This window comes from Oerskovia sp. NPDC060338 (assembly GCF_042726295.1).
Classification (GTDB): domain Bacteria; phylum Actinomycetota; class Actinomycetes; order Actinomycetales; family Cellulomonadaceae; genus Oerskovia; species Oerskovia merdavium.
Genome location: NZ_JBHXCQ010000001.1, coordinates 116951 through 138233 on the forward strand (window position 1 = coordinate 116951; position 21283 = coordinate 138233).

General features: G+C 71.9%; 22 protein-coding genes. 13 read left to right on the forward strand and 9 right to left on the reverse strand.

Annotated elements, in window-relative coordinates; genetic code table 11:
- The first annotated feature begins 253 nt into the window (after positions 1-253).
- From ACFWGN_RS00530 to argG, 3 genes are all read left to right on the forward strand, one after another.
- Positions 254-1036, forward strand: a complete 783-nt coding sequence (locus tag ACFWGN_RS00530) for a lytic polysaccharide monooxygenase (RefSeq protein WP_377615212.1) — start codon at positions 254-256, stop codon at positions 1034-1036.
- A 240-nt stretch (positions 1037-1276) separates the two neighbouring features.
- Complete coding sequence (locus ACFWGN_RS00535; RefSeq protein WP_377615213.1) at positions 1277-2077, forward strand: lytic polysaccharide monooxygenase; 801 nt, start codon at positions 1277-1279, stop codon at positions 2075-2077.
- 154 nt (positions 2078-2231) lie between these two features.
- Positions 2232-3674, forward strand: coding sequence for an argininosuccinate synthase (gene argG / locus ACFWGN_RS00540; protein ID WP_068626930.1), 1443 nt, complete (start codon positions 2232-2234; stop codon positions 3672-3674).
- Here argG and ACFWGN_RS00545 read toward each other — a convergent pair.
- The gene (locus ACFWGN_RS00545) at positions 3671-4057 is read right to left on the reverse strand and encodes an RNA-binding S4 domain-containing protein (RefSeq protein WP_068626931.1); all 387 of its coding nucleotides are present in this window, start codon (positions 4055-4057) and stop codon (positions 3671-3673) included. The genes argG and ACFWGN_RS00545 overlap by 4 nt on opposite strands.
- 215 nt (positions 4058-4272) lie before the next feature.
- On the opposite strand from ACFWGN_RS00545, the gene ACFWGN_RS00550 reads away from it, so the two are divergent.
- The 4 genes from ACFWGN_RS00550 to ACFWGN_RS00565 all read left to right on the forward strand — a co-directional run bounded on the left by ACFWGN_RS00550 (position 4273) and on the right by ACFWGN_RS00565 (position 7592).
- A complete protein-coding gene (locus ACFWGN_RS00550) occupies positions 4273-4539 on the forward strand; it encodes a GlsB/YeaQ/YmgE family stress response membrane protein (RefSeq protein WP_377615214.1) in 267 nt (88 codons plus the stop codon).
- Positions 4540-4689: 150 nt separating this feature from the next.
- Complete coding sequence (locus tag ACFWGN_RS00555) at positions 4690-5823, forward strand: GNAT family N-acetyltransferase (protein WP_377615215.1); 1134 nt, start codon at positions 4690-4692, stop codon at positions 5821-5823.
- Between the two features lie 114 nt (positions 5824-5937).
- Complete coding sequence (locus ACFWGN_RS00560) at positions 5938-6996, forward strand: GNAT family N-acetyltransferase (RefSeq protein WP_377615216.1); 1059 nt, start codon at positions 5938-5940, stop codon at positions 6994-6996.
- A gap of 137 nt (positions 6997-7133) precedes the next feature.
- Positions 7134-7592: a hypothetical protein gene (locus ACFWGN_RS00565; protein ID WP_377615218.1), complete on the forward strand. Its 459-nt coding sequence runs from the start codon at positions 7134-7136 to the stop codon at positions 7590-7592.
- On the opposite strand, the gene ACFWGN_RS00570 is transcribed toward ACFWGN_RS00565, so the two are convergent.
- From ACFWGN_RS00570 to ACFWGN_RS00580, 3 genes are all read right to left on the reverse strand, one after another.
- A complete protein-coding gene (locus ACFWGN_RS00570; RefSeq protein ID WP_043651913.1) occupies positions 7540-8298 on the reverse strand; it encodes a hypothetical protein in 759 nt (252 codons plus the stop codon). The genes ACFWGN_RS00565 and ACFWGN_RS00570 overlap by 53 nt on opposite strands.
- Entirely contained in the window at positions 8295-9566 is a 1272-nt protein-coding gene (locus ACFWGN_RS00575; protein ID WP_377615219.1) for a hypothetical protein, read from the reverse strand. Before ACFWGN_RS00575 ends, ACFWGN_RS00570 begins: the two co-directional genes overlap by 4 nt.
- 113 nt (positions 9567-9679) lie before the next feature.
- The gene (locus tag ACFWGN_RS00580; RefSeq protein WP_377615220.1) at positions 9680-10342 is read right to left on the reverse strand and encodes an ATP-binding cassette domain-containing protein; all 663 of its coding nucleotides are present in this window, start codon (positions 10340-10342) and stop codon (positions 9680-9682) included.
- 45 nt (positions 10343-10387) lie between these two features.
- Between ACFWGN_RS00580 and ACFWGN_RS00585 the strand changes: the two genes are divergently transcribed.
- From ACFWGN_RS00585 to pgi, 4 genes are all read left to right on the forward strand, one after another.
- Positions 10388-10678, forward strand: a complete 291-nt coding sequence (locus tag ACFWGN_RS00585; RefSeq protein WP_377615221.1) for a hypothetical protein — start codon at positions 10388-10390, stop codon at positions 10676-10678.
- 587 nt (positions 10679-11265) lie between these two features.
- Positions 11266-11433: a hypothetical protein gene (locus ACFWGN_RS00590; protein ID WP_377615222.1), complete on the forward strand. Its 168-nt coding sequence runs from the start codon at positions 11266-11268 to the stop codon at positions 11431-11433.
- 172 nt (positions 11434-11605) lie between these two features.
- Entirely contained in the window at positions 11606-12496 is an 891-nt protein-coding gene (locus ACFWGN_RS00595) for a GNAT family N-acetyltransferase (protein WP_377615223.1), read from the forward strand.
- Between the two features lie 226 nt (positions 12497-12722).
- Positions 12723-14429, forward strand: coding sequence for a glucose-6-phosphate isomerase (gene pgi / locus ACFWGN_RS00600; protein WP_377615224.1), 1707 nt, complete (start codon positions 12723-12725; stop codon positions 14427-14429).
- 90 nt (positions 14430-14519) lie between these two features.
- Here pgi and ACFWGN_RS00605 read toward each other — a convergent pair whose 3' ends face one another.
- A complete protein-coding gene (locus ACFWGN_RS00605; protein WP_377615225.1) occupies positions 14520-15134 on the reverse strand; it encodes a dihydrofolate reductase family protein in 615 nt (204 codons plus the stop codon).
- A 185-nt stretch (positions 15135-15319) separates the two neighbouring features.
- A complete protein-coding gene (locus ACFWGN_RS00610) occupies positions 15320-15805 on the reverse strand; it encodes a DUF6069 family protein (protein WP_377615226.1) in 486 nt (161 codons plus the stop codon).
- 190 nt (positions 15806-15995) lie between these two features.
- Here ACFWGN_RS00610 and ACFWGN_RS00615 point away from each other — a divergent pair, with 190 nt between their 5' ends.
- Together ACFWGN_RS00615 and ACFWGN_RS00620 are read left to right on the forward strand one after the other, a co-directional pair.
- Positions 15996-17198 (forward strand): sensor histidine kinase, encoded by a 1203-nt coding sequence (locus ACFWGN_RS00615; RefSeq protein WP_377615227.1) that lies wholly within the window; start codon positions 15996-15998, stop codon positions 17196-17198.
- The gene (locus ACFWGN_RS00620) at positions 17195-17848 is read left to right on the forward strand and encodes a response regulator (RefSeq protein ID WP_377615228.1); all 654 of its coding nucleotides are present in this window, start codon (positions 17195-17197) and stop codon (positions 17846-17848) included. Before ACFWGN_RS00615 ends, ACFWGN_RS00620 begins: the two co-directional genes overlap by 4 nt.
- A 19-nt stretch (positions 17849-17867) precedes the next feature.
- Here the strand turns inward: ACFWGN_RS00620 and ACFWGN_RS00625 are convergent, their stop codons facing one another.
- From ACFWGN_RS00625 to ACFWGN_RS00635, 3 genes are all read right to left on the reverse strand, one after another.
- A complete protein-coding gene (locus tag ACFWGN_RS00625; RefSeq protein WP_377615229.1) occupies positions 17868-18194 on the reverse strand; it encodes a DUF4235 domain-containing protein in 327 nt (108 codons plus the stop codon).
- Between the two features lie 164 nt (positions 18195-18358).
- A complete protein-coding gene (locus ACFWGN_RS00630) occupies positions 18359-19585 on the reverse strand; it encodes an ABC transporter ATP-binding protein (protein ID WP_377615230.1) in 1227 nt (408 codons plus the stop codon).
- On the reverse strand, positions 19585-21276 hold the full coding sequence (locus ACFWGN_RS00635) for an ABC transporter permease (protein ID WP_377615449.1): 1692 nt from the start codon (positions 21274-21276) through the stop codon (positions 19585-19587). Before ACFWGN_RS00635 ends, ACFWGN_RS00630 begins: the two co-directional genes overlap by 1 nt.
- Between the last annotated feature and the right edge of the window lie 7 nt (positions 21277-21283).

Here is a 21283-nt window from a genome sequence, read left to right on the forward strand (position 1 = left end):
CGGTCATCTAGGTGTTCTCCACACGATTGATCGTCGAAACGATCTCACGGGCATCGCACGCCCCTGGAATCCTCGCTCCCGATCCGCACCAGGTAGCCGTTCCACGCACCACGACGGCGCGACTACGTGATTTCCCCTACCCCTGTCGACCATTTGAAGACGCGACGACCGCTGACCTACCGTCGCAGCGTTCTGGTCGAGGTGGACCGAGGCCCTGCGTCTCGCCGTCCACCACAATGAAAGCGAGATGCACATGAGACGACTTCGCGCGGCGTTCATCACCGCCGTTCTCGGCGCGACCGCCATCGTCGCCCCCGTGGTGCTGGCGCCCGCCGCCTCCGCCCACGGCTGGGTCACGTCCCCGCCGAGCCGTCAGGACAACTGCGCGACCGGCGCCGTGTCCTTCGACTGCGGCACCCTGAAGTACGAGCCGCAGAGCGTCGAGGCCCCGCACGGCGGCACGACCTGCAGCGGCGGCAGCAGCTACACGATCCTCGACGACAACAGCAAGCCCTGGCCGCGCACGACGGTCGGCTCGTCGGTCAAGATCCAGTGGAAGCTCACCGCGAACCACGCGACGAGCACGTGGGAGTACTTCGTCGACGGCAAGCTGCACCAGACGTACGACCAGGGTGGCGCGCAGCCGCCCAAGGACATCTCGCACACCCTGACGAACCTGCCTGCCGGCAACCACACGATCCTCGCGCGCTGGAACGTGGCCGACACGGTCAACTCGTTCTACAACTGCATCGACATCACGGTCGAGGGCGGCGGGACCACGGGGGGCACGACGGGCGGCGAGACCGGTGGCACCACGGGCGGCGAGACCGGCACGACCGGCGGAACGACCGGCGGCACCACGGGCGGCACGCCCGGCCAGTGCGCCGACGCGGCCTGGGACACCAACGCCGTCTACACGGGCGGCACCAAGGTGTCGCTCGACGGCCAGGTCTACGAGGCCAAGTGGTGGACCAAGGGCGAGGCTCCCAGCGCGGGCGCGCAGTGGGGCCCCTGGAAGAGCCTCGGCGCCTGCTGAGACGCGGTGCCCGTGAGGGCGTGAGGTACCGCGCACGACGCGCAGAGAGACGGCGCCGCGCCAGGAGAATTCCTGGCACGGCGCCACTTCTTTGTGCGCCCGATACGTAGGACCCCCTACGTGCTTTACCGGATTGTGCCTGCCTGTTTCTTTCCTTAGCGTCGAAGATGTCCGATTCGACATGAGTAGGTCGCCCGGCAATGGGGCCTACCGACTTCCATGGAGAGCGAGAAGAGAAACATGAGACGACTACGCGCGGCGATGATCGCCGCCGTCCTCGGGGTGGCCGCGATCGCGGCCCCGATCGTCGTGGCACCGAGCGCCTCGGCGCACGGGTGGATCACGTCCCCGCCGAGCCGGCAGGACAACTGCGCGACGGGCGCGGTGTCCTTCAGCTGTGGAGGGGTGCAGTACGAGCCGCAGAGCGTCGAGGCACCCAAGGGGTCGATGCAGTGCTCGGGCGGCAGCGGGTTCACCGTCCTCGACGACAACAGCAAGGCCTGGCCCCGCAAGAGCGTCGGCTCGACGGTGACGTTCCAGTGGAAGCTCACGGCGGCCCACAACACGAGCACGTGGGAGTACTTCGTCGACGGCAAGCTCCACCAGACGTTCAGCCAGGGCGGCGCGCAGCCGCCGAGCAACATCTCGCACACCCTGACGAACCTGCCTGCCGGCAACCACACGGTGCTCGCCCGGTGGAACGTGTCCAACACCGTCAACGCGTTCTACAACTGCGTCGACATCACGGTCGGCGGTGACCCCACGGGCAACCCCACGGGCGGCGACCCGACCGGCGGCAACCCCACGGGCGGCGACCCGACCGGCGGCAACCCCACGGGCGGCGACCCGACCGGAAGCACCGGCGGCACGACCGGCAACGGCACGTGCACGGACCCGGCCTGGTCGGCGGGCTCGGTCTACACGGGCGGCGCCCGGGTCTCGTACGACAACACGAGGTACGAGGCCAAGTGGTGGACCACGGGCGAGAACCCGGGCACGAGCGGCCAGTGGGGCGTGTGGAAGAACCTCGGCGCCTGCTGAGGTGACGACCGTCCCGTCGACGCGCTGGAGAACGTGGCGGCGGGAGCATCATGAGGGCCCGTCCGGAGCCCGCCTGGATCAGCAGGCGGGCCAGGACGGGCCCTCTCGCCGTTCCGATTGCATGAATATGCAATCGTCTGCATATACTTGAGTCGTGTCCAAGGTACTCACTTCACTTCCGGCCGGCGAGCGCGTCGGCATCGCCTTCTCCGGGGGTCTCGACACCTCCGTCGCCGTCGCGTGGATGCGCGACAAGGGTGCGGTGCCCTGCACCTACACCGCTGACATCGGGCAGTACGACGAGCCGGACATCGACTCCGTGCCGGGCCGCGCCATGGCCTACGGTGCCGAGCTGGCCCGCCTCGTCGACTGCCGCGCAGCACTCGTGGAGGAGGGGCTGGCCGCGATCACGTGCGGCGCGTTCCACATCCGCTCGGGCGGGCGCTCCTACTTCAACACGACCCCGCTCGGCCGCGCCGTGACCGGCACCATGCTCGTGCGGGCCATGCTCGAGGACGACGTCCAGATCTGGGGCGACGGCTCCACGTTCAAGGGCAACGACATCGAGCGGTTCTACCGCTACGGCCTGCTCGCCAACCCGAACCTGCGCATCTACAAGCCGTGGCTCGACGCCGACTTCGTCACCGAGCTCGGTGGGCGCAAGGAGATGTCGGAGTGGCTGCTCGCCCACGACCTCCCGTACCGCGACAGCACCGAGAAGGCCTACTCGACCGACGCCAACATCTGGGGCGCGACGCACGAGGCCAAGACCCTCGAGCACCTCGACACGGGCCTCGAGGACGTCGAGCCCATCATGGGCGTGCGCTTCTGGGACCCCGCGGTCGAGATCGCGACCGAGGACGTCACGATCCGCTTCGAGAAGGGACGCCCGGTCGCGATCAACGGCCAGGAGTTCGAGGACGCCGTCGCCCTGGTCATGGAGGCCAACGCGATCGGCGGCCGCCACGGGCTCGGCATGTCCGACCAGATCGAGAACCGGATCATCGAGGCCAAGAGCCGCGGCATCTACGAGGCCCCGGGCATGGCGCTGCTGTTCATCGCCTACGAGCGCCTCGTCAACGCGATCCACAACGAGGACACGGTCGCGAGCTACCACAACGACGGCCGCCGCCTGGGCCGCCTCATGTACGAGGGCCGCTGGCTCGACCCGCAGGCCCTCATGATCCGCGAGTCGCTGCAGCGCTGGGTCGGTGCCGCGATCACGGGCGAGGTGAAGCTGCGCCTGCGTCGCGGCGAGGACTACTCGATCCTCGACACCACGGGCCCCAACTTCTCGTACCACCCCGACAAGCTGTCGATGGAGCGCACGACGGACTCGGCGTTCGGTCCCACGGACCGGATCGGCCAGCTCACCATGCGCAACCTCGACATCGCCGACTCGCGCGCCAAGCTCGAGCAGTACGCGGGTCTCGGCATGGTCGGCGCGCAGCACGCGGCACTGATCGGGACGGGCCAGACCGAGCTCATCGGCCAGATGCCCGAGGGCGGCGCCGAGGCCATCGCGTCACGCGGCACCTCCTCGTCCGAGCTCGACGAGGCGCTGGACCGCGCCGCGATGGAGTTCGGGGTCGACTAGTCGTCCTCGTCGACCCAGCCCACCGGGGGCAGGTCGCGCCCGCGCAGCTTGTCGATCTCGCGTCGTTCACGCTTCGTCGGGCGCCCTGCCCCGCGGTCGCGCACCGGCACGAACGGCACCGCCTCGCGCGGCAGCACCGGTGGGCTGTGGTCGACGTACGCCTTCGCGGCCTCGGGCGCGCCGACGCGCTTGGTGAGCAGCTGGACGACCTCGACGATCCGTTCGCGCTCGCCGCGGTAGGTCACGGTGTCGCCGACCTTGAGGTTCGCCGCGGGCTTGACCCGCGTCCCGTTCACCTTGACGTGACCGGCGCGGCACGCGGCCGTGGACACCGATCGGCTCTTGGTCAGGCGGACCGCCCAGAGCCAGCTGTCGACCCGCATGGTCACTTCCCTTCCCGACGTCGGACCACCCCAGCGTAGGCGGCTCCCGACCCGCGCGGGACCGGTCGTCACGGCCCGACGGCGCAGAGCGCCTCTGCGGCGAATGTCGTCTTTGGGCGTGCGAACCCCGCGCAACCGTGCCACCGTGAAGAGGAACCGACGCCCACCGGCCGCACTCGCACCGCCCGGGTCGTCGCCCGGAGAACGGAGTGGCTATGTGGATTCTGTCCTGGATCGTCATCGGCCTCATCATGGGAGCCATCGCTCGCGCCATCATGCCTGGTAGGGCAAGTGGAGGCTGGGTCGTGACGCTTGTCGTCGGCGTCGTCGGGGCGTTCGTCGGTGGATTCATCGGCAGGGCTTTCGGGTCCGACCCCAACCAGGAGTTCTGGTCCTTCTCGACGTGGTTCTGGGCCTTCATCGGCTCGCTCGTCGTGCTGCTCATCTGGGGTCTGATCTCGGGCCGCAGGTCGAAGGCGTGACGCTCGCTCCGCCGTCGGGCACCTGACGGCTCCCCGCAGCATCCCGGAAGGCCCGGCCCCCTCGGAGGGCCGGGCCTTCCGGCGTCCGACGACGCGGGCGCACCCAGAAAAACCATGGACCGCTCCCTCTCCGCGGAGCACGCTGGGACCATGAGCCCACCGACCGAGTCGACGACGACCTGGCGGGTCCTCGAGGCACCGCACCCCCCGAGCCTCGACTCCCCCGACGCCTGGGCGTACCAGGGCATCGCCCAGGTCGAGGCCGAGGTCACGACAGAGATCCACGGCTACGACGACCTCGCCGACGAGGCACGCGACATCCTTGCCGGGATGGACAGCCAGCAGTACACGACCAAGCAGCGCTTCGTCGCCGTCCGCGCGGACGCACCCGAGACACCGCGACCGCAGGACGTGCTCGGCCACCTGGCACTCGCCCTGCCGACCAGCAGCAACACCCACCTGGGCGAGCTGTCCGTGCAGGTCCGGCCGGCAGCCCGTCGGCAGGGGCTGGGGACGGCCCTGTGGGAGACGGGCGAGAGGATCCTCGTCGACGCGGGCCGGACCGTCCTCTTCACGGACACCCAGCACGGCGCCGAGCCGCCGCCCGGACCAGGCGCCCTCGAGGCGCGCACGGGCGCCGGGCGCGTCCCTGCCGACGCCCCAGGGCCGCGCTTCGTCGCACGCAAGGGCTACGCGCTCGAGCAGGTCGAGCGCCACTCGATCCTGGCGCTGCCGGTCGACCCCACCCTGCTGGACGGCCTGCGCACGCGGGCCGTCCAGGCCGCCGGGCCCGACTACCGCACGCACGTGTGGGAGGACGACGTCCCCCAGGCGTGGCGCGCACAGGTCGGGACGCTGTTCACGCGCATGAGCACCGACGCCCCGCTGGGCGACATCGACTTCCGCGAGGACCCGTGGGACGCGCAGCGCGTGGGCGTCTGGGTCGACGAGCTGCTCGGCAAGGGGCACGGCCTGCTCATGACGGTCGTCGAGCACGTCCCGTCGGGCACGCTCGCCGCGTTCTCGGTCCTCGCCTACCCCGAGGACCGCCCGGCGTTCGCGTTCCAGGAGGACACCCTGGTCCTGCGCGAGCACCGCGGGCACCGGCTCGGGATGCTCGTCAAGGTCGCGAACCTCGACGAGCTCGCCCTGCGCCGACCCGGGACCGCACGCATCCACACCTGGAACGCCGAGGAGAACGACCACATGCTCTCGATCAACATCGACCTGGGCTTCACGCCCGCCGGCGGCTACGCGGGCTGGCAGAAGCGGGTGGGCGTGTGAGCGGCCCGTCGCAGGCCGCGGCACCCGCGGAGCACCAGTTCTCCGGCCCGACGGCGTGGCGCGTCCTGCGCGTGCCCGTCCCGGACTCGCTCGACGCCCCCCGAGGCGTGGGGCGTGCACGGGACGGTCCTCGCGGGCGACGCCGTCGACCGGGAGATCTACGGGCACACCGACCTCGCGCTCGACGCCGCGACGGCGCTCGTCACCATGACGGCCCAGCAGGAGTACAAGCAGAGCATCCGGCTGGTCGCGGTGCGTGACTCCGGAGCAGGAGGACCGGACGGTACCCCGCTGGCGAGCGACGTCGTCGGGCGGGGCATGGTGGGCCTGCCCCAGAAGGGGAACACGCACGTCGCGATCGTGTACGTCGGGGTCGATCCGGCGCACCGCGGCCAGGGCGCGGGCACCGCGCTCTGGGAGGAGGGTCTGCGCATCGCGCGCGAGGCCGGACGCACCGTGATCCTGTCGGACTCGTCGCACGCCCCCGAGCCTCCCCCCGGCCCCGGTGCGCTCGAGTCCCCGACCGGGAGCGGACGCGTCCCGCTCGACGACCCCGGCACCCGCTTCGCGCTCTCGCGCGGGTTCGCGCTCGAGCAGGTCGTGCGGCACTCGGCGATCTCGCTGCCCCCACGCCAGGCCGACGTGGACCGGTTGCGCGAGGCCGCCCGTGCCGCGGCCGGCGACGACTACCGCGTGCACCTCTGGCAGGACGACGTCCCCGAGGAGTGGATCGAGGACTTCGCCGTGCTCGAGACCCGCATGAGCACCGACGCACCCTCGGGAGGGCTCGACCTCGAGGAGGACCCCTGGGACGCCGACCGCGTGCGCGCGGCTTCCCGGTCGTTCGCCGACCGCGGGCAGGGGTACCTCATCGCGGTGGCCGAGCACGTCGCGTCCGGACGGCTCGCCGGGTTCTCGATGGTCTCCTACCCGCACGACCGTCCCCAGGTCGTCATGCAGGAGGACACCCTGGTGCTGCGCGAGCACCGCGGTCACCGGCTCGGGACGCTCGTCAAGATCGCGGTGCTCGACGAGCTCGCGCGCGTGCGGCCCTCGTCGCGGCGCATCCACACCTGGAACGCGCAGGAGAACCGGCACATGCTCGCGATCAACGAGGCGCTCGGGTTCGAGGTCGCGAGCGTCGACGCGGAGTGGCAGCTGCGGCTCGCGTGAGGCGGTGAGCGGAGCCGGCGCGGCGTGCTGCTGCGGCGCGGCGTGCTGACTCCAGCCGCTCGCCCGTCCGCCCGACAGAGAGCGATGTGTCGTTATTGTCTGGCCCGAGCGGGCCCCCGGGCGCGAGAGTGGAGCGCATGACGAGCACCGAGACCTCCCCCGGGCCCACGGCCCCCGCAGGCACGACCTGGCGTGCGGTCGACGCCCCTCCCGTCCCGCCCACGCTCGAGCACCCCGACATCTGGGCGTACCAGGCCTACAGCGAGATCGAGCACGACGTGCAGCTCGCGACCTGGGGCTGGACCGACTGGTGGGCGCCCCTGCCCGTGATCCACGGGGCGCTCCAGCAGCAGGAGTACCAGCGCAAGGTCCTGGTCGTCGCGCTCCCTGCGGGGGCGCCGGGAGCGGCCCCGGGGTCGGCAACCGACACCTCCTCCGGCGGCGACGTCCCGCTCACCGACGGCACGGCCCCGGCGCCCCTTGGCGTCACCTGCGTTCTCGCTCAACAAATCGTTCGAATGTCAACTTCACTAGCGTGCGCTTCTAGTTGTTTGCGGAGGCCCTGGTCGGCGCGCTTGATGGGATGCCCGTACTGAGCCAACGGGAGTGTCGTAGTCGGGCCGAGAGCGGTGCTGCTGCTGCCCGGGTTCGGGACCACACGAGAGTGGCGGTGCTGCAGGCGGCTGCGGCGAGGAGGGCGCCCCAGAGGTGGATCTCGTAGGGCGGATCTCCTGCTCCGCTCAGTGCGATCACGCTTCCGGAGGTGGTCCCTTGTGCCATCACGATCGCGCCCGCAAGTGCGAGGTAGAGGACGGGGCCGGCGACCGAGCCGACGAGTCCGACGGCCAGCAGCGCGAGGGCGCACAGGAGCGCGACCCCCATTGCGATGCTGAGCGCCATCGTGGGTGTGTAGATCGCGTCCAGTGGTCGGTCCTCGGTGCTCACGTCCGCGAAAGTCCCAGGTGGCAGGAGTTCGGGAACCAGGTTGACTGCGGCCAGGATCAGCAGGGGCACCGCCGCGAAGGCGCCCATGAGGGATGTTGCGGCAGCGATGGCGCGCCGCCGCAGCGGTCGCGGTGAGGTGAGGTCGAGAGCGGGCATGCGCGAGGTGAGGCCATGGGCGGCGACCGGTGCACAGAGGATCGCCGCTAGTTCCATCGCGGGGAACGCGCGCAGCACCCCGCCGGCAACTGGCTCGGTGACGAACTGGTGGCGCCAGAGGCCGATCGAGATCACGGCGTAGAGCGCCGCCGCGGCAAGGAGGACGGTGGGTTGCCTGCCCGACCAGTAGGACGTCGTCACGGTAGCTGGTCCTCCGTCAGGGAGCAGTCACGCACCTGGTCCAGGTGTTGGGTCAACCAGTCTGCGAAGTCCGGCGTGCTGAGGGGTGCGAGGCGGTCGTAGCCGTTGCCGTAGACCGGGGCGCCGGAGTCCTCGACGATCCCGGTCTGCTCGGGCGGGACTTCTACGGTCGTGAGCATCTTCGACAGCACCCCACGCCAGTACTCAGCCGGGACATCGGCGTCCTCGAGCGCGTCGCAATCGCCCGGGGAGAGAAGTGCAAGGGATGTCTCGCGTGCGACCTGCCGGTCGAAGCCTGAGCGGGTGGTGGCGTTCGCGATCTCCGGAAGGAGGATCGTCGAGGGGTCGCTTCCGGCAGAGCCGGTGGGGGAGGAGACGAGCACGGGACTCGTCGGCGGCGCGACGGATGCCAGCGTCTCGACCGTCCTGCTGATGTCTGGAAGCAGGGCGTGGTCGTCGTCGGCGACGCAGACCCTCGTCTTCTCGGTCGGCTCGCCACAGACCATCTCGACGGGTGTGGGCGTCACGAGGTGCAGGTTCGGCGAGCCGAGCGCGATCACTGCGAGCAGCCCGACCGGCATGGCGGCAGGTGCGAGCGCACGGACCTTGTCCCGCGTCGAGCCGCGGCGCACCACAGCGCCCGCCAGCAGCGCGCACGCGAGTGCCAGCAGCGCGAAGTACCCCATACGCAGCAGTGCGATGGTCGCTGGAACGGTCCAGCCGGTATCGGGGGCTGCGATCCCCCAGGAGAGCGAGACCGACAGGAGAGAGCGTCCCGTGTCGACCATGAGGGTGTCTGTGACCAGGAGGGGAAGGAAGAGCACCAGTGCCGTGCCCGCCAGCGTGACCAGTGGCCAGGTTCGTGCCGGTGAGACTCGAGCGAGAACGAATCCCAGCGGGACCGCGGCGATCACCCCGGCCACGTGGGAGACGGTGCTGAGAACCGCCCCGATACCGTCAGCGCCTCGGGCAGCGACGATCAAGGCGAGTATCGCGACCGAGCCCAGGCTCACTGCGCCGATGACGAGGGCGAGTGAACGGATCAAGGCACCGGTGAGCCTTTCTAGACCGCGGCCGGCGGCAGGGCTGAACATCGCCGAAGACGGGGACACCCAGCGTCCGAAGTAGCCGGCGCACAACGCCGCGACCAACGCCGGGACCCATGACGCGTCCCGGATGTTCCTGTCCAGGCGCAGCCAGCTTGCTGGCGCCCAGTCCAAGACATTGACAGCGACATACGCCCACCCCGCGGCACCGACTGCGACCACGACCAGGAGGTGGGTCGGTGAGAGCGGCCACAGCAGACGGCGAAGTGGCGATCGCTTCCCCGCGCGAACAGACCGCGGAGGGCGCAGAGGCGAGCGCGCTCGGACGGGCGCGCTCAAGACTGCCCCCGAAGTGCCGTCACGTACCCGGCCTCGAGAGGTCGTTGGCCCGGTTCCACCACCCCGGCTCCCAGCAGGCTCAGTTCCGTGATGCTGCCCTGGAAGAGTGCCTGGCCCTCGTTGATCACCACGACACGGGCGTCGGGCAGGTCGAGGTCCTCCAGCAGGTGGGTGGCGAGAAGCACGGTGGCTCGCTCTGCGACCTGCCCCAGGAGCTGCCGGATCTGCACACGCTGTACCGGGTCGATCCCGACGGTCGGCTCGTCGAGGAGAACCAGCGACGGGTCACCCACGATCGCGCACGCGATACCCAACCGCTGGCGATACCCGCCCGAGAGGGAGCGAACCCGCTCGCGGGCGCGCTCCTCGATCCCGGTCGCCGCCATCGCCTCGGCCGCGACCTGTGCGCACTGTGCGCTGTCGACACCGCGAGCCCACGCCGCATATTCCACGACCGCATGCACCCGCTCCAACGCGGGCACCGTGAAACTCTGTGGAAGGTACCCGACGTGACGCCGCACCTTCTCCGCATCCGAGAGATCAGCATCCCCGACGTGGATCGTTCCCGACTGAAGCTCCGAGAGGGTGGAGAGCAACCCCATCAGGGTCGACTTCCCGGCACCATTCGGCCCCAGCAAACCGACGAGCCCGGGGCCCATGGCCGCCGTCAGACCCCGAAGGGCCTGACGGCGACCATAGGCATGATGCACGTCAATGCACCGGACGACGACTCCGGTCACGGAGCGTACGAGGTCGAAGACTGCGAGGACGCACCAGTCGAGGAGCGAACCAGCGTGCGGTACACAGCTCCGGAGGACGACGGGTTCGACGCCGACCACGTCGCGTTCCCGACGTTCGTACGCTTCACGGTCTTCATGTTGGTGTCGGGCAGCGGCCCGGCCTGGACGTGCATGAGCTTGACCTCAACCCACGACACGGTCCCGGCACACGCGTCGCCGCGCCCGCCCTTCGCGTATGCCGACCCGCCGGAGTAGGTCGGGACGTTGGCCAGGAGCTGACATCCCGCCAGTGGGACGACGTCCGGTGCAGCGAACGTCGGGGCAATACCCACGCCTGCTGCAAGGACGGCGCCCAGGCCGAGCGCCGCAACGGACGCGCGGAAGTTCTTCCTTCGCATGCTTCACACTCTCTCTTCATTGAGGAGTGAGGGACCAGCAAAACGCCCCCACACTGGACTGGTCAGCCAGTGCGACAGACCGTACTAGTAGACGCAGGGAACGTCTACCCGATCAACTATCGGTAGCGAGGGGGAAGTTCAAAAGAGCCCCTGCATGCCGTGCCCGCGACTTCGTCGCGGGTGCTCGTGGCCGCTGCGCGGCCGCTGTCACCGCGCTGCGCGCGGGGTTTTCTTCCCCTCCTGGCTCTCCATCATCGCCCGCGCACCCCGTGGCTCAACCCGCTCGACTTCGTCGCCGCCCCGCCGTCGAAACTCGCCGCCCGGCGCTCCTTCGTCGCTTCACCCGGGCAACGAGCCCCGTCGTCGGGCCGGACCGCGGGTTGCGCCCCGAGGCCCCGCGCGGGCGGTGACTACGGCCGGCACAACGTCGCCAAGGGCGACGCGGTGAAGATCGGCGACACCTGGCGCCGGGTCGTGCGCGCGAACGCCAAGACGGTGAGCGTCCAGACGGGCTACTCCTGGACCGACCGTGCACCCTGGCACTCGGTCACCGACCACCAACCGGCCGCCGACATCCCCACGGAAGCGGCCGGGCGGCCCGCCAGCCGCTGACCACCCACCCGCGGAGGTCTCGCACCGCCGCGGGCCGACGCGCGCCGCTGGGGGAGTGCCGCCGCGACGCCACCGGCCTCGGAGCCTGCGGTCGGTGGGCCGTACCGACATCACGTGAACTCACCTGTCACACGAACCCGGTTGTAGCCATTTGTCAGGGGTACAGATCCTCGTGCGACAGGCAGTCACAGCCGTGGGCGGTGCCGCGATCGTCAACCTCGCGACCGTGAGCAACACGCACCTCGCGTACGTCACGCTCATGGTGCGCCCCGGGCTCGAGGGCCAGGGCATCGGCGACGTGCTCCTGGACCGGGTCGAGGAGATCGCGCGCGCCGCGGACCGGACCACGGTCATCGCCTTCAGCAACCACTCTCCCGAGCCCGCCCCCGGTCCCGACGCCCTCGACCCGCCCACGGGCGCGGGGCGGGTGCCCGCCGCGTCCCGGCCGGCCCGCTTCGCGCTCGGACGAGGTTTCACGCTCGAGCAGGTCGAGCGCGCCTCGGTCCTCCGGCTCCCGGTCGACCCGGCCCTGCTCGACGCGCTCGGCGAGCAATCCTTGGAGGTGGCCGGGGACGACTACCGGCTGCACACCTGGTGGGACGAGGTGCCCACAGCGTGGGAGGACCAGGTCGCGGTCCTGTGGACGCGCATGAGCACCGACATCCCCAACGCGGGCCTCGACGTCGCGGAGAGCCGCTGGGACGCCGCACGCGTCCGCAGCCACCTGCGCGACCTCGCCGGACGGCACCAGCACGTGCTGATCACGGTCGCCGAGCACGCACCCACGGGCACGCTCGCGGCCTTCTCGGTGCTGCAGATGCCCGTCCCCGACGTGCCCTTCGCGTTCCAGGAGGACACGCTCGTGCTGCGCGAGCACCGCGGCCACCGGCTCGGGATGCTCGTCAAGGTCGCCAACCTGCGCGCCTACGAGGATCGACGACCCGGCGAACGCCGGATCAACACGTGGAACGCCCAGGAGAACGAGCACATGCTCGCGATCAACGTCGCGCTCGGCTTCGAGCCCGTCGGGGTCGCGGCCGTCTGGCAGAAGCGCCTCGACTGACGATCCTGCGGCCGTCGCAGACCCTGCCGCCCGCGCGCGGCGACGGGCGCACCCGGCGGACGATCCGCCGTCGGGCGCGCCCGACTGTCCGGCACCGCACCTCACAACCGCTCGCACCGTGAGCCATCAGGACAACCCCGCAGGTCGCGGCCTACGGTTGTCGGGTCCGGCCAAGACCCGGGCGACCCCCGAAGACCCCCACCGACCAGGGAGCAGCGAGACCATCGTGAGCACTGCGAGCACACCGCCGATCGACGCCACCACCACTCCCTCCTGGGCCGACCTCACGGCCCACCAGGCCGCACTGAACCCGGACCTGCGCGCATGGTTCGCCCAGGACCCGGGCCGCGCCGCGCGCCTCACGTTCGACGCCGCCGACCTCCACGTCGACCTGTCGAAGAACCTCGTGACCGACGAGACGATCGCGCTCCTCGTGCGCCTCGCACAGGACGTCGACCTCGTCGGACGGCGCGACGCCATGTTCCGCGGCGACCACATCAACGTGACCGAGGACCGCGCCGTGCTCCACACCGCGCTGCGGCGACCGTCCGGAGCCTCGCCGGAGCTCACGGTCGACGGCCAGGACGTCGACGCCGACGTGCACACCGAGCTCGCCAAGGTCTACGCGTTCGCGGAGAAGGTCCGCTCGGGCGAGTGGACCGGCGTCACGGGCGAGCGCGTGCGCACGGTCGTGAACATCGGCATCGGCGGCTCGGACCTGGGCCCCGTCATGGCCTACGAAGCACTCCTGCCCTACAAGGCCGAGGACCTCGACGTCCGGTTCGTGTCCAACATCGACCCGACCGACGTCGCCGAGAAGACCGCGGGCCTCGACCCGCGCACCACGCTGTTCATCGTCGCGTCCAAGACGTTCGGCACGCTCGAGACCCTGACCAACGCACGCCTCGCGCGCGACTGGCTCTGGACCGAGCTCGCGGCCGTCGGCGCCCTCGAGGACTCGGACGAGGCCCGGACCGCCGCTGTCGGCAAGCACTTCGTCGCGGTCTCCACGGCCCTCGACAAGGTCGCCGCGTTCGGGATCGACCCCGCCAACGCGTTCGGGTTCTGGGACTGGGTCGGTGGCCGCTACTCGGTCGACTCGGCGATCGGGACGTCGCTCGCGATCGCGATCGGCCCAGCACGCTTCGAGGAGTTCCTCGCGGGCTTCCACGCGATCGACGAGCACTTCCGCACCACCCCGATCGAGCAGAACGTGCCCGCGCTCATGGGCCTGCTCAACGTGTGGAACGTCAACTTCCTCGGGGCCCACACGCACGCCGTGCTCCCCTACGCGCAGTACCTGCACCGCTTCCCGGCGTACCTGCAGCAGTTGACCATGGAGTCCAACGGCAAGTCCGTGCGCTGGGACGGGTCGCCGGTCACGACCGAGACCGGCGAGGTCTTCTGGGGCGAGCCGGGCACCAACGGGCAGCACGCGTTCTACCAGCTCATCCACCAGGGCACGCGTCTGGTCCCCGCCGACTTCATCGCTGTGGCCAACCCCGCGCACCCCCTCGTCGACACCGCGGCCGGTCACGAGCCCGTCGACGTGCACTCGCTGTTCCTCGCGAACTTCTTCGCGCAGACCAAGGCGCTCGCGTTCGGCAAGACCGCCGACGAGGTCCGGGCCGAGGGCACCGCGGAGGACCTCGTGAGCGCCCGCGTGTTCTCGGGCAACCGCCCCACGACGTCGATCCTCGCGCCCGCGCTCACGCCCTCGGTGCTGGGCCAGCTCATCGCGCTCTACGAGCACATCACGTTCGTCCAGGGCGTCGTGTGGGGCATCGACTCGTTCGACCAGTGGGGCGTCGAGCTCGGCAAGAAGCTCGCGAACGAGATCGCCCCGGCGGTCACGGGCGACGCCGCCGCGCTGGCCGCGCAGGACCCGTCGACGCAGGCGCTCATCGGGTGGTACCTCGAGCAGCGGAGCTGACGCTCGGACTGCTGGTGCCGAGCACGAGGTTGCGGTCGTTCTGACGCCCAGAACGACCGCAACCTCGTGCTCGGCACCTCTCCAGCAGGCTCAGGCCTCGCCCGGCACGTGCTCCTTGGCCTCGTCGTACCCCTCGCTCCCGGGCAGCTCGGCCGGCCCGTAGACCAGGTGGACCACGCCCGTGGGGAAGACCTCGGAGCGCAGCAGCCGCAAGGGGTAGATCGTGTCCCCCTCGTCGAAGAGCCGCTCCCCCTTGCGCGCTGCGACCGGGTGGACCAGGAGGCTCAGCTCGTCCACGAGCCCGGCCGCGAGGAGCTGACGGACCACCGAGATCGACCCCGCGACCAGGACCTTGGCGATGCCCGGGGTCTCCTTGAGCGTGGTCACGGCCTCGACCAGGTCGCCGTCGACCTTCTCGACGTTGCGCCACCCGAGGTCCGCGTCGCCCCGGGTCGCGACGAGCTTGCGCAGGTCGCCGAGCCGCTTGGCGAACACCGCATCCTCCTCGCCCGCCTCCTCGCGACCGGGCCAGGCACCCGCGAAGCTGTCGTACGTGACGCGCCCCAGCAGCAGGGCGTCGACGCCCGTGTAGTCCTCGTCGACCGCGGCGCCCATGTGCTCGTCGAAGTACGGGAAGTGCCACGTCGGGTCGATCTCGACGACGCCGTCGAGCGAGCTGAACAGCGTGGAGACGAGTTTTGCCATGATGAGGTCCCTTCAGGGTCTGCGGGTACGTCTGGTGAGACCGGGCGACGCTGCCGAACTCATCGGTCCCTGCCTCCCACCGTGGCACGCACCCCGGCGCGTTGCGCGCGGGGTGCGTGCCGCCGTCGGGCCGCGTGGCTCAGCGCCGCAGGCCATGGGGACTCAGCGCCGCAGGCCACGTGGGCTCAGCGCCGCAGGCCCGTCGCGACCACGGCCCCGACCGTGAGGTGGAGCGCGGCCAGGAGCACGGTAGCGGACGTGCTCGCCGCACCCAGCGGACCGAGCAGGGACACCAGGAGCACGACGGCGCAGGTCACCAGCCAGGTCCGCTCACCTGGGGTCCTTCCGGCCCGCGGCGAGCCGAGCCGGCGAAGGAGCGACCGGACACCCCAACCCGCGAGACCGACGAGCAGCGCGGTGACGATCACGGCGACCGGTCCGACCACCGTGTCACCGGCCCCGCCCCGCACGACGGCCTCGACCCCGAGCGCCGTCCCGGCGCCCCACACGAGCAGCCCTGCCGCAGCGGCGAGCAACGGCACGCTCCACCCGGGCACCCTCCTCGTCCTCGTCTCGGGGCGCACGGCCCCTCGCCCCGCGGCCGGGTCGAGCCCGTCCGCGCCCGCGTCCTTCGTGCCTGCTTCGGTCCTGCCCGCATCGTCCGTGCCCATGACGCCTCCCTCGGTCAGCCGACCGAGCGGTGCTCGGGCCGGTCGCCGGCCCCTCGGCCGACGTCCCCACCGTGGCCCGCGGACCTCGGCGCCGGACCCTGCGGACGTCTTCGCCCACCACGACCGACGGCCCGCTCCCCCCTCCGAAAGTCGGTGGTGGTGGCATCGCGCCGGTTCCTACGGTGGCGGCATGAACATCCACCCGAACGATCCGTGCTCACCGCCGCGGACCCCTTCGCGGACCGTGCTGACCGGGGCCGTGCTCGCGGTCGGCGCCCTCACCGCCCTGATGCTGTGGGGTGCCCTGCCGGACGAGCCCGGGCCGCGCGTCGTGCTGGACGTCGTCGTCGGTCTGGTCGCCGTGGCCCTCAGCCCTTTCCTGTGGTGGTCACCGCGCCGCACAGGACCGGTCCCCAGGGACGGCGCGGCGGCGCTCAGCGACCCCGTGGTGCCGGCCCTCGTCCTGGCGGCGCTCGCAGCACTGTCCCCCGCGGCGACGCCCGCATCCACGGTCGCGACGCTCGAGGTGGCCCGTCGTCGGCCCCTGCGCGTCGCGGTGCTCGTCGCCGCGGCAGGCTTCGCGGGGCACGCCGTCCAGGCGCTGTGGCGCCCCACGGGCCTCCCGCTCGGGTGGTGGCTGCTGTGCGACGCCGCGGTGCACGCCGCCCTCGTCGGCTGGGGGGCGTTCGCGCAGGCCAGGGCCCAGGTCGTCGCGGACCTGCGCGAGCGGGCGCTGCGGGCCGAGCGCGAGCAGGAGCTGCGCGTGCGGGAGGCCCGCACGGCCGAGCGCACGCGGATCGCCCGGGAGATGCACGACACGCTCGCCCACCGGCTGTCGCTGCTCGCGACCGTCGCGGGAGCGCTCGAGTTCCGGCCCGACTCCCCGCCCGAGGAGGTCGCCCGCGCCGCAGGCCTGGTCCGGGAGGGCGTGAGCGCCGCGCTCGAGGACCTGCGGGACGTGGTGGGCGTGCTGCGCGCCGAGCCCGACGCGCTGCGCCCGCCGCCCGGCCCGGCCGACGTGGCACGGCTCGTCGACGAGTCCCGGCTCGCCGGTGTCGAGGTCGACTGGGAGCTGGACGGCGACCTCGGCAGGGTTCCGGCCACCGTGCAGGCCGCGACCTTCCGCGCCGTGCAGGAAGGGCTGACCAACGCCCGGCGGCACGCTCCCGGCAGTGCGGTCCGCGTCACGGTCGTGGTCGCTCCGGGAGAGGTCCGGGTCGACGTGTCCGACGACGGCCCCTCGCCCGGGCACGTCCCCACGCTCCAGGGCACGGGGACCGGGCTCGTGGGGCTCCGCGAACGAGCCGGGCTGCTGCGCGGCGAGGTGCGCGCCGGGCCGGCCCCGGAGGGTGCCGGGTTCCGGCTCACGGTGTCGCTACCGTGGGACTCATGACCCGACCCGTGCGGATCGCGATCGTCGACGACGACGCCCTGGTGCGGTCCGGCCTGCGCATGATGCTGCACGGCACGCTGGGCATCGAGGTCGTCGGCGAGGCCGCCTACGGTGCGGAGGTCCCCGGCCTCCTCGACGCCCACCCCCTCGACGTGGTCCTCATGGACCTGCGGATGCCTCGGGTCGACGGGATCACCGCGACCGCCAGGGTGCGCGCACGGACCGACCCGCCCGCCGTCGTCGTGCTCACGACGTTCGACACCGAGGACGAGGTGCTCGGCGCGCTCCGCGCCGGCGCGGTCGGGTACCTCCTCAAGGACATGCCCCCGGCCCGGATCGCGGCTGCGGTCCTCGCTGCCGCTGCCGGCGAGCCCGTGCTGTCGCCCGACGTCGCGCGACGCCTCATGGCCTCGGCCGCCTCGGTCGGTGAGGCGCGGGCACGGGCGCAGGCGTCGCTCGACCTGCTGACCGGCAGAGAGCGCGACGTCGCGCTCGCCGTCGGGCGCGGTGCGAGCAACGCCGAGGTCGGGCGCGAGCTCTACCTCAGCGTCCCGACCGTCAAGGCGCACGTGTCGAGCGTCCTGGACAAGCTGGGCCTGGAGAACCGGACGCAGCTCGCCGTGCTGGTGCGGGACGCCGGAGGCGTCTGACGGGTCGGGATCACCCGGCTCAGTCCCCCGGCCACTCCCCCGTCCACTTCTGGAAGGCTCGCGCCCCGCCGCGGTCGATCAGGGCCTTGACCCCGGAGAACACCGCGCCCTGGATCAGGGCGGCGACCAGGATCTCGCGCAACGGGTACTCCGACTGCAGCGGTGTGGGCGCGTCCTTGCGGTGGCCCGGAGACACGCGCTTGTAGACCTGCTTGAAGACCTGGCCCGCGACCAGTCCGCCGATGATCGAGCTGATCAGCCCGAACGGCCGGTACAGGATCTTCGCGGCCTTGCCGTCGTGCTCCTCGGTACGGTCGGTCACGTGGTCGATCGTGGCGTCGCTCATGCTTCGACGCTAACGCCGGGGACGGGCGGTCGCAGGGTGGGTGGTGCTTCTGCCGGTCCTCGTGCCGAGCATGCGGTTGTCGTTCGAGGCGACGCGAGATCGGACGCCCACCGCATGCTCGGCCGACGACAACCGCATGGTCGGCGGCACCGGCGACCGGCGGATCACGAGTCCGCCGGTACCACCGCACAGCCTGCAAGGTCGAGCGCGACCCGGACCCGCTCCCCCGGTGCGGGGGCGAACGGGTGGTGCGCGGCGCCGCCGGGCACGGAGCCCGCCGACGGCGTGCCGAGCGCGACCACGCGCTGCGGGCCCGACCCCAGGTCCACCTCGACCGTGACCTCGGTGCGACCGCGTCGGAAGGCGCTGCGGACGACGGTGCCGCTCGCGGTCCAGGCCACCACTCCGTCGGAACGGTCCCCGGCCACGCCCGGGCCACCTCCTGACAGCGTGTCCGCGGTGCGGTGGGCAGGCACGAGCACGAGCCCCGTCGGGCCGATCGCGAGCAGCTCGCCACCGGCTCCGGCACCGCCCGAAGCCCCCTGTGCGACGAACGCCTGGTACCCCAGGAACTCCGCGACCCGGCGCGACGCGGGCGCACGCCACAGGTCCTCGGGCGCCGCGACCTGGAGCAACCGGCCGGCGTCCATGACGGCCACGCGGTCGGCCACGGTGAAGGCTTCGTCGTGGTCGTGCGTCACGAACAGGGCGGTGGTCCCGGTCGCGACGAGGGCCGCGCGCAGGTCCGCCGCGAGCCGGTCGCGCAGCCCCCGGTCGAGAGCGGACAACGGCTCGTCGAGCAGCAGGAGCTGCGGCTCGGGCGCCAGCGCGCGAGCGAGCGCGACGCGCTGCCGCTCGCCACCGCTCAGGGTCGCGACGGGCCGCTGCGCGTACCCGGCGAGCCCGACGACGTCGAGCAGCTCGGCCACCCTGCCCGCCGCCGCGGACCGCTTGACGCCCGCCATCTGGAGCCCGAACGCGACGTTGCCCGCGACGTCCCGGTGCGGGAAGAGCTGCCCCTCCTGGAACATGAGCCCGAACCCGCGCCGGTGCACGGGCACGCCCGCGAGGTCGCGCCCGTCCCACGCGATGCTCCCGCCTGCGACGGGCTCGAGCCCCGCGACGGCACGCAGGAGGCTCGACTTGCCGCAGCCGCTCGGTCCCAGCAGCGCGAGCACCTCGCCCGGCGCGAGGTCGAGGCTCACTCCGCGCACGGCCGTCGTCCCGGGGCCTTTCGAGGAGGCCGGGTCGGGGTAGTGCACGACGACGTCGCGCACCGTGAGCCCTCGGCCCGCCGGGCTCCTGGTCGGGTCGCGCGGCTCGTGCGGCACGCGCGGCACAGCCGAGCCGTCGAGGCCTTCGCTCCGATCCACCACCGTGGCTCCGTCCATCAGAACTCTCCTGCCGAGCGGTCGCCGCGCAGGCGCTCCGCCACCATCATCACCGTTGCCGTGAGGACCGCGAGCACGACGCTCGCGGCCAGTGCCATGCCGTAGTTCTCCGCCCCGGGCCGCCCGATGAGCCGGAAGATGACCACGGGGAGCGTGGCCGCGTCGGGCCGGGCCAGGAACGACGTCGCCCCGAACTCGCCGAGCGACACCGCGAACGCGAACCCGATCGCGAGGCCCAGCGACCGGGCCGCGATGGGCCCGTCGACCGCGGCGAACACGCGGGCGGGCGACGCCCCGAGCGTCGCGGCGGCCTCGCGCAGGCGCGGGTCGATCGCGCGCAGCACGGGCAGCACGGTCCTGACCACGAGCGGGATCGCGACGACCGCCTGCGCGATGGGCACGAGCAGCCCCGAGGTCCGCAGGTCCACGTCGATGCCGAGCGGCTTGTCGAGCGTGATGAGGAACCCGAACCCGACCGTCACCGCCGAGACGCCGAGCGGGAGCATGAAGACCGAGTCGAGCGCGCTGATCGCCCGCCGCCCCGTGCGCGACCGCGGACGCCGCGAGACGACGAGCGCGACGAGCCCGCCGATCACGACCGCGAGCAGGGTCGCGATCGCGGCGGTCCGGAGCGAGTTGGCCGTGGCCTCCCACACGGTCACGCTCAGGGCGTTGCGGCCGCCGGTCGTGCCGAGGTTCGCGTAGTTCGCGAGGCTCCAGCCGTCGGGGGTCTGGAACGAGCGCACGAGGAGGTTGACGAGCGGCAGGGCGATCAGGCCCAGCACGACGACGGCGGTCACCGCGAGCGGGGCCGCGTCGGCCCGCAGGCGCAGCGGCCGGGCGGCGGACGTCGCCGCGGACAGGTGGAGCGCGCGCTCGCGGCGGGTGCGGGTCCGGTTGGCGACGCTCAGCGCGACCACGACCACGACGAGCTGCACGACCGAGAGCACCGCGGCCGCGCGCAGGTCGAGGAACTGCGTGGTCTGGATCCAGATCTCGGTCTCGATGGTCCCGTACTGGACCCCGCCCAGGACGAGCACGACCCCGAACGCCGTGGCGCAGAACAGGAACACGATCGACGCGGCCGACGCGATGGCCGGGGCCAGCGACGGCAGCGTCACGGACCGGAACGCACGCCAGGGCGAGGCGCCCAGGGCGCGAGCCGCTTCCTCGGCGCGCGGGTCGAGGTGCTCCCAGAGCCCGCCGACGGTCCGCACCACGACCGAGTAGTTGAAGAACACGAGGGCCAGGACGATCGCCCCGAACGTCCCCTCGAGCCGCAGGAACCCGAGCAGCCCGCCCTCGACCAGCAGGGAGCGGAAGGCCACCCCGACCACGACGGTCGGCAGCACGAACGGCACGGTCACGAACGCGCGCAGGAACGTGCGCCCCCGGAACCGGCACCGGTACAGCACGTACGCGCCGGGCACGCCGAGCAGCACCGAGATCACGGTCCCGAGCACGCCCTGCCACAGCGTCAGCCCGATGATCCGCCAGGTCCGCGGCTCGGAGAACACCTCGGCGAAGCCGGAGAGGTCGAGGGAGCCGTTGCTGACGAACCCGCGCGCGATCAGCGTCACGACGGGCCACGCGAAGAACACCCCGAGGAACAGCAGCGGCAGCCCGGCGGCGAGCCCCCACAGGAGGACCCGCCCGCCGCGCTGCACCGCCGCGGGCACGCCGCGGCTCACGGGCAAC

What these genes read in the sequence shown, in the direction of transcription:
- ACFWGN_RS00555 (WP_377615215.1), top strand. Translation starts at nt 4,690, where the DNA reads ATGAGCCCACCGACCGAGTCGACGACGACCTGGCGGGTCCTCGAGGCA.
- ACFWGN_RS00530 (WP_377615212.1), top strand. Translation starts at nt 254, where the DNA reads ATGAGACGACTTCGCGCGGCGTTCATCACCGCCGTTCTCGGCGCGACC.
- ACFWGN_RS00585 (WP_377615221.1), top strand. Translation starts at nt 10,388, where the DNA reads ATGCACGTCAATGCACCGGACGACGACTCCGGTCACGGAGCGTACGAG.
- ACFWGN_RS00620 (WP_377615228.1), top strand. Translation starts at nt 17,195, where the DNA reads ATGACCCGACCCGTGCGGATCGCGATCGTCGACGACGACGCCCTGGTG.
- ACFWGN_RS00580 (WP_377615220.1), bottom strand. Translation starts at nt 10,342, where the DNA reads ATGGGCCCCGGGCTCGTCGGTTTGCTGGGGCCGAATGGTGCCGGGAAG.
- ACFWGN_RS00630 (WP_377615230.1), bottom strand. Translation starts at nt 19,585, where the DNA reads ATGGACGGAGCCACGGTGGTGGATCGGAGCGAAGGCCTCGACGGCTCG.
- ACFWGN_RS00625 (WP_377615229.1), bottom strand. Translation starts at nt 18,194, where the DNA reads ATGAGCGACGCCACGATCGACCACGTGACCGACCGTACCGAGGAGCAC.
- ACFWGN_RS00545 (WP_068626931.1), bottom strand. Translation starts at nt 4,057, where the DNA reads ATGCGGGTCGACAGCTGGCTCTGGGCGGTCCGCCTGACCAAGAGCCGA.
- ACFWGN_RS00615 (WP_377615227.1), top strand. Translation starts at nt 15,996, where the DNA reads ATGAACATCCACCCGAACGATCCGTGCTCACCGCCGCGGACCCCTTCG.
- ACFWGN_RS00550 (WP_377615214.1), top strand. Translation starts at nt 4,273, where the DNA reads ATGTGGATTCTGTCCTGGATCGTCATCGGCCTCATCATGGGAGCCATC.
- ACFWGN_RS00565 (WP_377615218.1), top strand. Translation starts at nt 7,134, where the DNA reads ATGACGAGCACCGAGACCTCCCCCGGGCCCACGGCCCCCGCAGGCACG.
- ACFWGN_RS00605 (WP_377615225.1), bottom strand. Translation starts at nt 15,134, where the DNA reads ATGGCAAAACTCGTCTCCACGCTGTTCAGCTCGCTCGACGGCGTCGTC.
- ACFWGN_RS00535 (WP_377615213.1), top strand. Translation starts at nt 1,277, where the DNA reads ATGAGACGACTACGCGCGGCGATGATCGCCGCCGTCCTCGGGGTGGCC.
- ACFWGN_RS00610 (WP_377615226.1), bottom strand. Translation starts at nt 15,805, where the DNA reads ATGGGCACGGACGATGCGGGCAGGACCGAAGCAGGCACGAAGGACGCG.